Raw genomic sequence first — 12050 nt, 5'->3', positions numbered from 1 at the left:
GGAAGGCCCTTCCCCGCGGAAGCTTCGAGACTAGGCCACCTTCAAGACGGCTGCTCCCTTGCATCCGGCATCCAGCGGCATCTCCGGGCAGAGGTCCGAGATGAGGCCCATCCCTGCGCATTCACGTACGGCACTGATTCCGCGAACGGCGGCCCGCTTGTCAACGAACGGTTCTGACACCGCCATCACCGTTCCATCCGGGGCCTTAAGCCGGAAGCCGAATCCTGTAGCCCTGTCAAAAAAGAGTTCGAATGTACCAGTCAACGGACCCCCTGCTGTTTGGGCATCATCGCCCATTCCCCTAATTTTTTGCTTCATGCCGTGACACGGCCGACGCCGTTCAGGCAAAACACAGTCAACGCGTAAAACGCCGATAAACCAGCCACCGGAAGGGCGGGGTTTGTTCTTCGGATCACGCTAGCCGCAATCCTTGCCGTACCGCAAGGGTCCGGGGCGATTAGCCGGAGCTGTTCAGCTCTGGCCCTGCCCTCCCACCCGGCCGTCGCGGGCTCTTCCGGGTGCCGAAGGATCGGCCTATCATCGGATAACAAAGCGCCGCCGGGCGCCTGCCTGGATGATCAACTTCCTGGAAAGGGAATGGTCATGAAACTGAGCAACAGGGTATGTGCCATCGCCGCCGCAGTACTGCTCGCGGGACTGGCGGGGTGCGGTTCCCCCGGCGGCGGAACGGTCACGCAGACAACAACTCCGGCCAGCTCCGCCGGTGCTTCGGACGCCTCCGGCGCTGTGACTGTCACCATCAGCGGGTTCGCCTATCAGGTGCCGGCCTCGGTCAAACCCGGTGCCACCGTCACCGTGGTCAACAAGGACTCCGCCCCGCACACCGTCACCGCCAAGGACAAGGACAAGGGCGGGTTCGACGTCGAGGTGGATGGCGGGAAGACGGCCACGTTCACGGCGCCGGCGGAAGCGGGCGAGTACGCCATTATTTGCACATTCCATCCGGCAATGAGCGGGATGCTGGTGGTGAAATGAGCCGTACGACGGCGGGAGCCAGGTCCCCGTCAACGTTATGGGCGCTGCGGGTGCTGGTCGCCGCGGGCCTGGTCACCTCTGCGGTCATCCATTTTCAGCTGGCTCCCGGTTACCAGCAGGCCGCGCCGGGCGGCATCGGCCAGGGCACCTTGTTCCGCATCCAGGCCTCGGTGGCAATCCTGAGCGCCCTTTACGTCCTGGCCAGGGGATCCCGTCCCGCATTCCTGGTGGCTGCGCTGGTGGCCCTGTCCGCTTTCGCGGCCATTATTCTCTACCGCTACGTGCAGCTCCCGGCCATCGGTCCAATCCCCTCGATGTACGAGCCTGTTTGGTTCACGGAAAAAGTCGTTACCGCCGTCGTCGAAGGAATTGCCGGTGTGCTCGCGATCGCCGGATACATCCTGCTGAGCCGATCAGGAAAGGCGAAGGCCGGCTCGGCTGCCCCCGCCTCGGCCCGCTAACGGCAGCCCCCGCAGCAGCCCGCTTCCGCGTCGACTCCTGAACTGACAGCGTCAGCGGCGGCAGCACCGGCGTCGTGCTTCACGCCTGCGGAATCCGGGACCGGACAGCAGACATCACCTTTCCAGGCGCCGATGCCTTCGCGGACGGCGATCGCTGCGATGGCCAGGGCGGCGCCGGCGTCGGCCCACCACCAGCCAAGGGCGCTGTTCAGCAGCAGGCCGGCCAGTAGGACTGCGGAGAGGTAGGTGCAGAGGAGCGTCTGCTTCGAATCGGCGACGGCGGTCCTTGAGCCAAGCTCCCTGCCGGCACGGCGTTGCAGCCAGGACAGGACGGGCATGATGGCAAGGCTTAGGGCAGCAATCACAATCCCGGCGGTGGAGTGTTGCGCTTGGCCGCCGCCGGACAGTGAGCGGACCGAATCCACCGTGACGAACAGGGCGAGCGCGAAGAAGGACAGGGCAATGATCCGCAGCGTCAGTTGTTCGCGCCGTTCAGGATCCTGCGCGGAAAACTGCCAGGACAGGGCGACGGCGGAAGCAACTTCGATGACCGAATCAAGGCCGAAGCCGAGCAGCGCCGAAGAATCAGCCGCCGTGCCGGCCCAGAGCGCGACGGCGGCCTCCACGAGGTTGTAGGTGATGGTGGCCGCCGCCAACAGCCGGATGCGGCGGCCCAAAACAGCCCGCCGCTGCCCTGTGGACGACGCCTGGAGGGCCGCCGTCATGCCACGCACGTCCCGTCGGGCGCACAACAATTCGGATCGACGGCCAGCACGACGCCGATCAGGTCCCTGACTGCGTGCCCCAGCCTGGCATCCGCAAGTTCGTATTGTGTCCGCCGGCCGGCCGGAACGGCCACCACCAGGCCGCAGCCGCGCAGGCAGGCCAGATGATTCGACATGCTCTGCCGTGATACCCCAAGGGCATCAGCCAGGTCAGACGGAAAGGCAGGTTCGGCTGCGAGGGCAAGCAGGATCCGGGCCCGGGTAGGGTCCGAAACCGCGTAGCCGAACCGCGCCAGGACCGGCGCATGCGTGAGGGTCTCCATCAGACAAGAGTACATCGAAGGATGTACTGACCTGCCCCACCCCACGGCGGGACCGGGATTCTGGAGGCTGCTACTGGCGCCGGGCGGAATTGCCCTTGGGCGCTGCCCCCTCCCGGATAGCCCGCACTGCCGATTCCAGCCGTTCCGTTCCGTCCGGTTTATCGAACAGGCGCACAAGGTCCGCGGCAACAACGCAGATCTTGCGGTTTCTGTGGCTGCTGTAGTCAACGAGCAGCTGAAAGGCCGCGTCGGAACTGATGAGCAGCCTGCCCATCAGGATGCCCCGGGCCTGGTCAATGACGGAGCGTGTGGCCGTGGCCCCTTCAACGGCGTCGTGGGCAGTCTGCTCCGTCTCCCGCCGCAGGGTTGCCGTCAGATCCAGCATGAGGCCGTCGACGGCGGTCACGTTCCCTTCGCTGTCAGTTATTCCCTCCCCTGATGTCAGCACCCGGTGAACGCGGTTCCGGGCATCGATGAGCCGGTGGTAAATGCAGTAGCGCCCTCCCGTGCGGATAACCTCAGCCAGTATCTCCCCGGCCCGCGCCCGGTCATCGGGATGCTTATGGGACAGCAACAGCTCAACCGTGGGCACTACCTCACCGCGCTCGTAGCCGTGCAGCTGGTACAGCCCGTCCGACCATTCCAATTGCCGGGTGGCCACGTCAAGGTGGAACGTTCCGGCCGGAAGATCACCGTCACCGAGCGCGCTGGAATAGGTGAAAGGGCTACTCAAGCGTGGCACCGCAGCACCTCCCGGCATCGTCCAGGACCCACCGCGGGCGCCTGGGATACCTCAAGTATGAGGACTTCACTGGCCTCTTTTGAAGACCTTTGGGTCAGGACTGTGGTAACCCGCATAGGAAAAGAAACGACAGCTGACCCTGGTGATCTTCTTAGGTAAGAGACCGGACAACATTGGGACGGGGTTCCTTGCCGTCAGGGTTGACGGCGATCCCGGCTTCCAGAAGCTCACGCAATCCGCTGCGGAACCCTTCCTTGCCTCCGTGCGCTGGATGCCGCACTTTGGGCACGGACCTTCCGGTGGCGAGAATGCCGCGGTAGGCCACGTTCCCGACGGCCACCACAGATGTGATGGCGAACAAACGGGTCAAGTCGAGCCAAAAGTGTTGACCCGCGATGGCCTCAGCGGCGGTGGGGGTGCGATTCGATAGGTGTCGGTTCGGAAGGTGGGGATGGAGCGGGTAGGCGCTCCAAAGCAGAGGCAGGAAATCAAGCTCCTCGAGAACCTTCCACATCACCGTGGCTGTCGGTTCAGCTGCTAAGACCGTTCCTGGCGGAACCATGTAACCCTTTCCGGGCCCGAATAGTCCAAAGTGGTTGGACCCGACGTCGAGAATGGCCGTGTTAGTGAACGGGACGCCGGTAACCCGCATTCCTCGAAATCCGGGCGCCTCCCCCAAGAGGAGAACAGTTGGTTCCCTCAGAACCATCTCCTGCAGATACAGCTCCAAATTACTTCGGCGGGCGGCGTTCTCCGGATTGGTGAAATCGAAGAAGTTGTCGCTATTCCCACCGGCTTTGGTTTCAGCGAGCCCTTGCACGAACGTGTGGATGGAAAGGGCGGCCATGCATCCCCTTATTGTTCCGGGCCTCCTTTTTAGTTCCGGACCTGTTCATCCGAACCATCGGGAGGGAGCCCCTTGTTCAAAACGTGAATCTGTGGTCAAGGACGGTGGTGGCTGCGATGTTCCGGTTGTCCGATCCTGGACCGGCGCTGTAGCTGCCCATTCGCGTACCAGGCGCATGGCCGCTTCGGCCGAATCCTTATCGCTGTAGGTTCCGGACACGGCCAATACTTTCCCGTGGTGGGAGAGCAGCCTGAACGCAAAGGCTCCGCGGCTGGGTTCCACCAGTTCGAATATTCCTGTCACGGCCGCATCCTCCCAGGGATAGTTTCGGTTGAGTATGAAGTGTCAAGCGTGCTTCGTTGGTTTGGGCCCGGCAAAGCGGCCAGCTAAGCCCCTCTCCACGAGAAGGTAGGAACCAGTTCCCATCAGCAGGAAACCGCCGATCCCGACGAGGATGATTTGGGCCGCAATTCCGGCGATGAGCAACACAACCCCGATCAGGAACGACATGGCACCGAAGTAGGAGCGGGCCCTAAAGCTCTGTCCAACAGAACCCGACGAGAGTTGCCGGGCCAGACGTGGATCCTCACTGGCCAGGTCCAGCTCCAGTTCTTCAAGTACTTTCCGCTCTCGGTCCGACAACGGCATCACGAACCTCCTCTGGAAACCCCTCCTCCACTGTCGGATGGGCCTTGCCGCGCACACTCACTGTGCGCTGCAACTCTAAATTTAACATCTCTAATGTTAGTATCAACCGACCATAATTTGGTTCCCGAGGTAAGTCAAGGAGGCCTCTTGCCCAGGCATACCCTGCTGCAAAAGGGGCCCGACGCTGCTCTATCGGGACGCCTCGGGTCGGGAACCCGGGCGCCGGAGGCTCTCCTGGATCAATTTGCTGAGTACTGCTGCCTCACTGATCCCCGGCTCCCTGGTTGCGGTTAACAGTGTCAAGGGACACTGGCGCGCAAGGTCGCCGAGCCGATCGAGGGCTGCTGCCGGCTCGGGTTCCTGGAGTTCTTTGCGATAGCGGCGGCTGAAATCTTCGAAGAGGTCCGGGTCGTGGCCGTACCACTTTCGCAGCTCAGGTGACGGCGCTACCGTTTTGCACCATTCGTCGATGTGCGCCTTTTCCTTGCTGAGGCCACGTGGCCAGAGCCGGTCCACGAGGATGCGCATTCCGTCCGTCTTAAGAGGCTCTTCACAGATCCGCCGCACTTTCACTTCATAGGGGGTTGTCATCGTGCTCTTTCCTCCCGCCTTCCAGTCGAGATGTGCGGAGGGCAAGGGCTGCCTGGACGAGCGCGGCGTGGGTGAGGGCCTGTGGAAAGTTCCCCAGGAGGACTCCGGTGGCGGGATCGATTTCTTCGCTGTAAAGCCCGAGCACCGTGGCTCTGTCCAGGAGCGCGGTGAAAAGTTCTGTGGCTTCATCGTGCCTTTCGGTGAGCGCGAGGGCCTGCACGAGCCAGAATGAACAAGGCAGGAATGCGCCTTCGGTTCCGGGCAGCCCGTCCCGCCCGGGCGGGTAACGGTAGAGGAAGGGGAATCCTGCGGACAGTTCCTCCCTGACTGCATCCACTGTTCCCCTGATACGTGGCGAAGCGGCGTCTTCGAGGCCGATGACGGGCAGGACCAGAAGTGCGGCGTCCAGGTCGGAGGATCCGTAAGTGCGGGTAAAGGTGTTCCGGGCTGGGTCGAAGCCCTCAGCCCTGATCTCGGCGGCGATATTTTCCTTGGCGGTCTGCCATCGCTGTCGCTGCCGTGATCCAAGGCGGTGGGTCCGTCCGATGCGAAGTGCGCGGTCCAGCGCGAGCCAGCCCATCATTTTGGAGTGGACGTGATGGGCGGCATCGGCACGCAGCTCCCAGATTCCCGCGTCCGGCTCCTGCCACCGCCGGGCTACAAAGTCAGCGAACCCGCGCATGGCACGCCACGTCTCTGAGTAGAGCCGGTGCCGGCCCTGCACCAGGACCCACGCGGCGTCGAGGACCCATCCGTAGCCGTCGAGCTGATGCTGGTGGGCGGCGCCGTTGCCGGTGCGCACGGGCGCGCTCCCGGCGTATCCCGGCCAGCCATTGAGGGTGCGCTCCGCGGGCACATGTCCGCCGGCAAGGGTCAGCAGCGCCGGCAGGCGGGGCCGTTCGAGCCTGCTGGCGTGCAGCAGCCAACCGAGGAAGTTCAGCGCCTCAGCTGATTTGCCGACCCCCAGGAAGGAACCGACGCCGATGCTGGCGTCCCGCGGCCAGGCATATCTGTAATCCCAGTTGCGTATCCCTCCCGGGTACTCCGGCAGGGACGTGGTCGGAGCTGCGACGGGCGCGCCGCAGGGGGAATACGTCAGCAGCCGAAGCGTCAACAGGCTCCGGAGGACGGCCTCCCGAAAGGGAATGTCATTATCGACGTCGTCAGTCCAGTCCCGCCAGCGGGCCTCGTCATCCTCGACGAGGCCCCACGCAGTTGCCGGATCGAGGTGAATGATCGGTTCGCCGAAGGCCACGGAGAGTACGAGGGTAACGGGCTGGCCGGGTTCGACCGTCAGGTAGGTCCGGCGGCCTGGTTCAATATCCGTCTCAGGGCTGCAGTGAAGGGACAGTGCCAGCGGACCCCAGTCGCAGACCATGTCTCGCCCGCGGCGGACGCGTGGGCGCCGGTGCCGTTCGCCCAGCCTGGGATCAAAGTAGATCACAGCGGGCACGGGAGCGCCCTCTGCCGTGAGGCGCCTGATGAGGACGGTGGTGGGCAGCAGCCGGCCGGCAACGTCAGCCACCATCGCTTCCGTTAGGATGAGGCGGCCTTCGCCTGTTGACCAGGCTGTTTCCAGGGTTGCGCTATGGTGACGATACCGGCGCATGACCCGCTGTGCAGGCAGGACCGGTCCGGCCAGAAAGGTTCCGGCCTCAGGGCCGCCCAGGAGTGCGCCGAAGACCGGCTCGCCGTCGAACGCGGGGGCGCAGAGCCAGTCCACCGCCCCGTCCGCGGAGACAAGGGCTGCGGTGCGGGTGTCACCGAGCAGCCCGTAGTCCGCGATGGGTGAGGGCTCCCAGTGCGGGGCTGCAGCGGGCGACTCCTCGCGCATTTCGGCTTCAGCTTCCCTCGGGGTTCTCATGATGCCCTCAGCAGCAGTCCGAGCACCATGCCGTAAACCACGTGGGCGACAATGGCGACGGCGGGTGTCTGGATTCCGTAGTTCAGGCCGAGCAGCCCGGGTGGTTCAAGTGCAGCCCGGTTGGCGGGCCCGGCCCTTGTAGAGGCCATCCGCGGGTGGACCCCGGGCAGCAGCGGCAGGATCACCGTCAAAGCAACGGCGACGTGGACCAGCCCCAACAAAGCCCCGAGCCACCAGGTGGCCTGGCCCAGCAGGGCAAAGGTAGCCGCATATCCCAGGGCGAAAACCTGGCCGGCAACAAGGTGAATGAAGAATCCCGCGACGCGCGCCCGATCCGGGTCCGGGGTCACCAGGGTGCCGAGCACCAGCGGCAGGTCAAGACGGGTCCAGCCGGCCATCTGGGCCGCGATCATGACAACCGTCAGCACGGTGGTGGCCAGGAGGCCGAATAAGGCCCAACCCTGCCAGTCCATCTCAGCCCGCCTCAGGAGGCTTTCGCCCGGGATGATCACGCCGTGCAGAGAGCTGCCTGCGAAGCGAAGGAGGGAATGGCATTCATGCCGCCTTCTAAAGTTGGTTCTATTGAATTTAGAACGTAGACTGGGGTGCGTCAAGTCCTCTCGGAGGTGGTTGAATTTGCCCATGGAACCTTCGGGGTCTTCCGCCCGGGAGCCGGGTGTCGCAGTGCTGGCCGATCCGGTTCGTCGCTCACTTTATCGGGCACTCGTGCGCAGCCCCGCCCCACTTTCCCGGGATCAGCTGGCCAGGATGTTGAACGTCGCGCCGAGCACAGCAGCCTTCCATCTCGAGAAGATGGTCCGTGAGGGCCTGCTGGAAACCGAGAGCAAGAAAATGGGAACGCGCACCGGCCCCGGATCGGGAAGGCCGGCGAAGCTGTACAAGCCGGTATTTGACGAGGTCAGCGTCTCGTTTCCATCCCGAGAATATGAACTCGCGGCCCGTGTGCTCGCTTCCGCGATTGAAGCGTCCATGGTTACCGGCGAACGTGTCGAGGAAGCCCTTCACACCGTTGCCTACCGGGAAGGGCAAAAACTAGGGCTGCTTGCAGGAAACACCGCGCAAGCGCTGGCAGACAACGGATTTGAACCGGAGGCCGACGCACAGGGGCTTTCCCTGGGAAATTGCCCGTTCCACCGCCTCGCTAAGGACCACATCGGCCTCATCTGCGGCCTCAATGTCTCGCTCCTCCAGGGAACACTGGACGGCTGCAACGACACACAGCACCGGGTTGAGGACGCACCCGAAAGTGCGCCCTGCTGCGCCCGGCTGACAGTGGCGACGGAATAAGCCGGCACGCAGCTAAAAGCCCCCGCTGACCACACAGCCGGGCCCCGGCGTCGCGATTGGCTTCAGGCTGTTTTTGGAAGGCTTGCTGCTAACGTCTCGGCAGGAGAACCCGAACCTGCTCCGAAATTTCGGAGACGATTTCATCAACCGAGCGGGAGATGTTGATCGTGGCCGCCAGGCTGAGGAACATGATCGCCGAGACAACATGCCCGAGCACGGCAGCGCTCCGTGGCTCCAGCCCCGGGTCGCGCGCCAGTACGTCAGCAATCGCCTGCTCGGTCTGGACAGTCAAAGTGAGGGCTTCCCGGTGGTGGGGTTCTTCGGGGTCGCCGAACACGAGCTCTCGAAGATAGGTCCGGCCGTTATCGATTTGTTTGCGGTTGCACTCCACCACCGGACGAACGATTGCCATCACAGCCTCGAACACATCGGGGATTGCTTCGGCAGCGGCCCGACCGGCGACGAGCGCCTCGGCATAGGTGGAGTTCTGCACAAGCAGGAGCAACTCACCCTTGGTCTTTGCGTACAGAAACAGGGTCCCCGTACCAATATCAGCCTTGTCGGCGATCTGCTGCGTGGTGACGTCATCCACGCCATGCTCCGAGAAGAGCTCCCGGGCGGCAGCCGTGATCCGGTCGAGCTTGTTCTGCTTGTTCCGCTCGCGCCGTCCGACCGCTTGAGGGGCGACTGACATTACGTTTCCTCCGGGAATACATTCTGACCACACTCACTTATGAGTATAGTCACTCCTGTGTGAGCTCAGTACTTTTATTCTCCCATGAGGTGACTCCTCGACACGATGCGCGCTGACCGGCGCGGATTATCCCGACAAGAAAGTCCAAGAAAATGCCCTCACTTAATGGAGCCGTCGTACTCGTCACCGGAGCAAACGGCGGCATCGGAACGCACTTCGTCCACGACGCCCTCACCCGCGGCGCCAGCAAGGTCTACGCCACCGCCCGCACCCCCCGGACCTGGGAGGACGAGCGCATCATCCCGCTCACCCTCGACGTCACAGACCCGGCTTCCATCCAGGCAGCTGTTGAGGCGGCGGGCGACGTCACGGTGTTGGTCAACAACGCCGGCGCGTCCGTGGCCAGCTTCGGCATCCTTACCCAGACCGATGAGGAAATCCGGAACAACGTGGAGACGAACTTTCTCGGCCCGCTATTCCTCGCCCGCGCGTTCGCACCGATCCTCTCAGCGAAGGACGACTCTGTCATCATCGACATCCACTCCGCACTGAGCTGGTACGCCGTCGCAGGCATCTACAGCGCCACCAAGGCTGCACTCTGGTCAGCCACCAACTCTCTGCGCCTGGAACTCGCCCCCGAAGGCGTCCATGTGGTGGGTGTGCACGTCGGGTGGGTTGACACCGCAATGGCCGCGCACACTACCGACCCCAAAACGGACCCGGCTGATCTGGTCCGCATCGTATTGGATGCCGTCGAAGCCGGAGAGTATGAAGTGCTCGCGGATGAGACATCCGTCCAGCTCAAGGCCGGGCTCAGCGCTCCCATCGAAGCTCTTTACCCGCAGTTGCAGGGCACGAACGTCACGAGCCAGTCATGACAGCAACTCAGCAGGTCGCCCTCATGACGGGTGCCTTCTCAGGCATCGGCAAAGCGGCAGCGGTCGCTCTACCGGGCTGACGCTCACCGTCGAAGTGGCGTGGAATGCATGAGGGCCGCAGCAAATGCTGCGGCCCTCACTCGTGGTAACTGGTGTCAGCGTCGCTGATTGGCGATGCCGATGTACTCGCCGAGTCGGTATTCCAACTCGATGCCGGCCTGCTCTGCCAGCGCCTGGCTGCCTGCGGCGCGAGCGAGGAATCCAGGCAGGGTGAGGGAGTGCGCGAACTCACGGTAAGCGGCGGCGAGGTCCGCGTCCGGCGGTAGCGAGGCCCTGTTGATCATCGACTTGGCGGACGCCAGGGATGTGCGGTCGAAGGAGGCCAGCCGGGCGACGATGCTCTCGACGAAGGCATCCAGCTCGGCGTCAGGCAGGGCGCGGGTGACCCAGCCCCATTGCTCGGCGGTGGAGGCGTCGTAGTCGGCGCTGGTGAGGATAACCTCCAGTGCCCGGTCACGACCGATGGTGCGTGGAAGCCGTTCCGTCCCGCCACCACCGGGCAGCAGGCCGCTGCCGACCTCGGGCTGCCCGAAAATCGCCTTCTCACGGCTGGCGTAGCGCAGGTCGAACGCTAGTGCGAGCTCGTTGCCTCCGCCACGGGTGCGGCCTCGGATGGTGGCGATGCTGATGTAGGGGGCCTTGGAAAGCCTCAGGACCAGGTCGGTCCACACCGGCAATGTCTTCTCGTCTTCGGGGGCGGGAAAGTCGGCAGCCGCGGCCAGGTCGAAGTGGTTGTAGAAGAAGTCGGGCACGCTGCTGTCGAACACGACGACCTGGATGTCGGGATCGGTCGCCAACTCGTCGACGATCCCGGTGAGGCGGAGGACGGTCTCGCCGGCGATCAGGTTCACGGGCGGGTTCGCAAAGGTGATCTTCGCGACCTGTGGTGAGGTGCGTTCGTAGTGGATGGTGCTCTGCTCGGTCATGTTCTGCTCCAAAGATGCATCGATATCGGGATAGGTGGGAGTTCCTGCTCGTCCGTTCGGCGAGTTTCAAGTGCCGTCAGCGGGCGAGGAACTCGACGGCGACCGGGGCGAACTTGTCGTGGAACTGGAAGATGCCTCCGTGGCCGGAGCCGGGGTAGATGATCAGCTCGGAACCGTTAATGCGGCGGTGCAGATCCTCGGAGAGAACAGAGGGGACCATCCGGTCATTGTCCCCGTTGGCGATCAGGGTGGGTTGGGTGATCCTGGACAGGTCAGCAGACTTTCCGCGCCCCCAATTCCTGATGGCCTTCAGTTGGGTCCGGAAGGCTTTGATCTTGATGGGCGCATCGCGGTCCGCGGTGCGCTCCTCCAGCCGTTTCACGAAGGCTTTGGCGGCCTGTTTGCCTGCGCTGTCCCGGTTGAAGAACAGGAATTCCTTGGCGTCGGACCGGGTCAGGGCAGCGCGAAGTATGTCGTAGTAGGTAGTTCCGATGACCTTGTCCATGTCTTTGCCGCCCCGGGGTCCCGTGCCGGTGAGGATGAGCTTCCGGACGAGCTCCGGGTGCTTGAGGATCAGCGCCTGGGCAACCATGCCGCCGAGGGAGAACGAGAAGACGTCGATCTTTCCGAATCCGAGTGCCTTGATGAAACTGTAGGCGTCGTCTGCCATCGCCTCGATACTGTCGGGCACCTGGCCGGTGGAGGCGCCGACACCCTTGTTGTTGAACGTGATGACGTGGTGGTTCTTCGCGATGAGGTCAATGATGCGCGGATCCCAGTTATCCAGGGTCGCCGCGAGATGGACAAAGAAAATGACGGGGACCCCGCCCTTAGGTCCGAGTTCCCGATATGCGTAGCTGGTGCCTCCGGCATTGATGGTGCGGGACGGCGCTTTGGCGTAGGACGTGATGACGGGTTCTTTCGAAGGCTCACGCGTATTCATGATGGTGCTCCCGTAAGTGTTGTTGAAGTGGGGTTAAGGTTGTT

The 12050-nt window shown here is 63.5% G+C and carries 17 protein-coding genes; 4 read left to right on the top strand and 13 right to left on the bottom strand.

Annotated features, from left to right (window positions below; all coding sequences use genetic code 11):
• Positions 1–30: 30 nt before the first annotated feature.
• The gene (locus QFZ40_RS03290) at positions 31–264 is read right to left on the bottom strand and encodes a YegP family protein (RefSeq protein ID WP_306902824.1); all 234 of its coding nucleotides are present in this window, start codon (positions 262–264) and stop codon (positions 31–33) included.
• A 339-nt stretch (positions 265–603) separates the two neighbouring features.
• On the opposite strand from QFZ40_RS03290, the gene QFZ40_RS03285 reads away from it, so the two are divergent.
• Positions 604–996, top strand: a complete 393-nt coding sequence (locus QFZ40_RS03285; protein ID WP_306902823.1) for a cupredoxin domain-containing protein — start codon at positions 604–606, stop codon at positions 994–996.
• On the top strand, positions 993–1457 hold the full coding sequence (locus tag QFZ40_RS03280) for a hypothetical protein (RefSeq protein ID WP_306902822.1): 465 nt from the start codon (positions 993–995) through the stop codon (positions 1455–1457). Before QFZ40_RS03285 ends, QFZ40_RS03280 begins: the two co-directional genes overlap by 4 nt.
• Here the strand turns inward: QFZ40_RS03280 and QFZ40_RS03275 are convergent.
• From QFZ40_RS03275 to QFZ40_RS03235, 9 genes are all read right to left on the bottom strand, one after another.
• Positions 1454–2182, bottom strand: a complete 729-nt coding sequence (locus tag QFZ40_RS03275; RefSeq protein WP_306902821.1) for a cation transporter — start codon at positions 2180–2182, stop codon at positions 1454–1456. The genes QFZ40_RS03280 and QFZ40_RS03275 overlap by 4 nt on opposite strands.
• On the bottom strand, positions 2179–2505 hold the full coding sequence (locus QFZ40_RS03270; protein ID WP_306902820.1) for an ArsR/SmtB family transcription factor: 327 nt from the start codon (positions 2503–2505) through the stop codon (positions 2179–2181). Before QFZ40_RS03270 ends, QFZ40_RS03275 begins: the two co-directional genes overlap by 4 nt.
• Positions 2506–2575: 70 nt before the next feature.
• On the bottom strand, positions 2576–3247 hold the full coding sequence (locus QFZ40_RS03265; RefSeq protein ID WP_306902819.1) for a PAS and ANTAR domain-containing protein: 672 nt from the start codon (positions 3245–3247) through the stop codon (positions 2576–2578).
• Between the two features lie 151 nt (positions 3248–3398).
• The gene (locus tag QFZ40_RS03260; RefSeq protein WP_306902818.1) at positions 3399–4094 is read right to left on the bottom strand and encodes a uracil-DNA glycosylase; all 696 of its coding nucleotides are present in this window, start codon (positions 4092–4094) and stop codon (positions 3399–3401) included.
• Positions 4095–4139: 45 nt separating this feature from the next.
• Positions 4140–4397 carry a YegP family protein gene (locus QFZ40_RS03255; protein ID WP_306902817.1) on the bottom strand — a complete coding sequence of 86 codons (258 nt, stop codon included), beginning with the start codon at positions 4395–4397 and terminating at the stop codon, positions 4140–4142.
• A 42-nt stretch (positions 4398–4439) separates the two neighbouring features.
• A complete protein-coding gene (locus tag QFZ40_RS03250) occupies positions 4440–4742 on the bottom strand; it encodes a DUF3040 domain-containing protein (protein WP_306902816.1) in 303 nt (100 codons plus the stop codon).
• Positions 4743–4931: 189 nt separating this feature from the next.
• Positions 4932–5333 carry a DUF488 domain-containing protein gene (locus tag QFZ40_RS03245; RefSeq protein WP_306902814.1) on the bottom strand — a complete coding sequence of 134 codons (402 nt, stop codon included), beginning with the start codon at positions 5331–5333 and terminating at the stop codon, positions 4932–4934.
• Complete coding sequence (locus QFZ40_RS03240; RefSeq protein ID WP_306902813.1) at positions 5317–7197, bottom strand: glycoside hydrolase family 15 protein; 1881 nt, start codon at positions 7195–7197, stop codon at positions 5317–5319. The genes QFZ40_RS03245 and QFZ40_RS03240 overlap by 17 nt, the downstream gene beginning before the upstream one ends.
• Entirely contained in the window at positions 7194–7670 is a 477-nt protein-coding gene (locus QFZ40_RS03235; RefSeq protein ID WP_306902812.1) for a hypothetical protein, read from the bottom strand. The genes QFZ40_RS03240 and QFZ40_RS03235 overlap by 4 nt, the downstream gene beginning before the upstream one ends.
• A gap of 169 nt (positions 7671–7839) precedes the next feature.
• On the opposite strand from QFZ40_RS03235, the gene QFZ40_RS03230 reads away from it, so the two are divergent.
• Complete coding sequence (locus QFZ40_RS03230) at positions 7840–8505, top strand: helix-turn-helix transcriptional regulator (protein ID WP_306902811.1); 666 nt, start codon at positions 7840–7842, stop codon at positions 8503–8505.
• 88 nt (positions 8506–8593) lie between these two features.
• Here QFZ40_RS03230 and QFZ40_RS03225 read toward each other — a convergent pair whose 3' ends face one another.
• Entirely contained in the window at positions 8594–9199 is a 606-nt protein-coding gene (locus tag QFZ40_RS03225) for a TetR/AcrR family transcriptional regulator (RefSeq protein ID WP_306902810.1), read from the bottom strand.
• Between the two features lie 152 nt (positions 9200–9351).
• Between QFZ40_RS03225 and QFZ40_RS03220 the strand changes: the two genes are divergently transcribed.
• The gene (locus QFZ40_RS03220) at positions 9352–10077 is read left to right on the top strand and encodes an SDR family oxidoreductase (RefSeq protein WP_306902809.1); all 726 of its coding nucleotides are present in this window, start codon (positions 9352–9354) and stop codon (positions 10075–10077) included.
• 155 nt (positions 10078–10232) lie between these two features.
• On the opposite strand, the gene QFZ40_RS03215 is transcribed toward QFZ40_RS03220, so the two are convergent.
• Both QFZ40_RS03215 and QFZ40_RS03210 read right to left on the bottom strand, forming a co-directional pair.
• Positions 10233–11063, bottom strand: coding sequence for an enoyl-CoA hydratase/isomerase family protein (locus QFZ40_RS03215; protein ID WP_306902808.1), 831 nt, complete (start codon positions 11061–11063; stop codon positions 10233–10235).
• 76 nt (positions 11064–11139) lie between these two features.
• Positions 11140–12006 carry an alpha/beta fold hydrolase gene (locus QFZ40_RS03210; RefSeq protein ID WP_306902807.1) on the bottom strand — a complete coding sequence of 289 codons (867 nt, stop codon included), beginning with the start codon at positions 12004–12006 and terminating at the stop codon, positions 11140–11142.
• Positions 12007–12050: the final 44 nt, after the last annotated feature.

The organism is Arthrobacter pascens (assembly GCF_030816475.1).
Classification (GTDB): Bacteria; Actinomycetota; Actinomycetes; order Actinomycetales; family Micrococcaceae; genus Arthrobacter; species Arthrobacter pascens_B.
The sequence above is the reverse complement of the archived record's forward strand: the minus strand, read 5'-3'. Positions and strand labels throughout refer to the sequence as shown.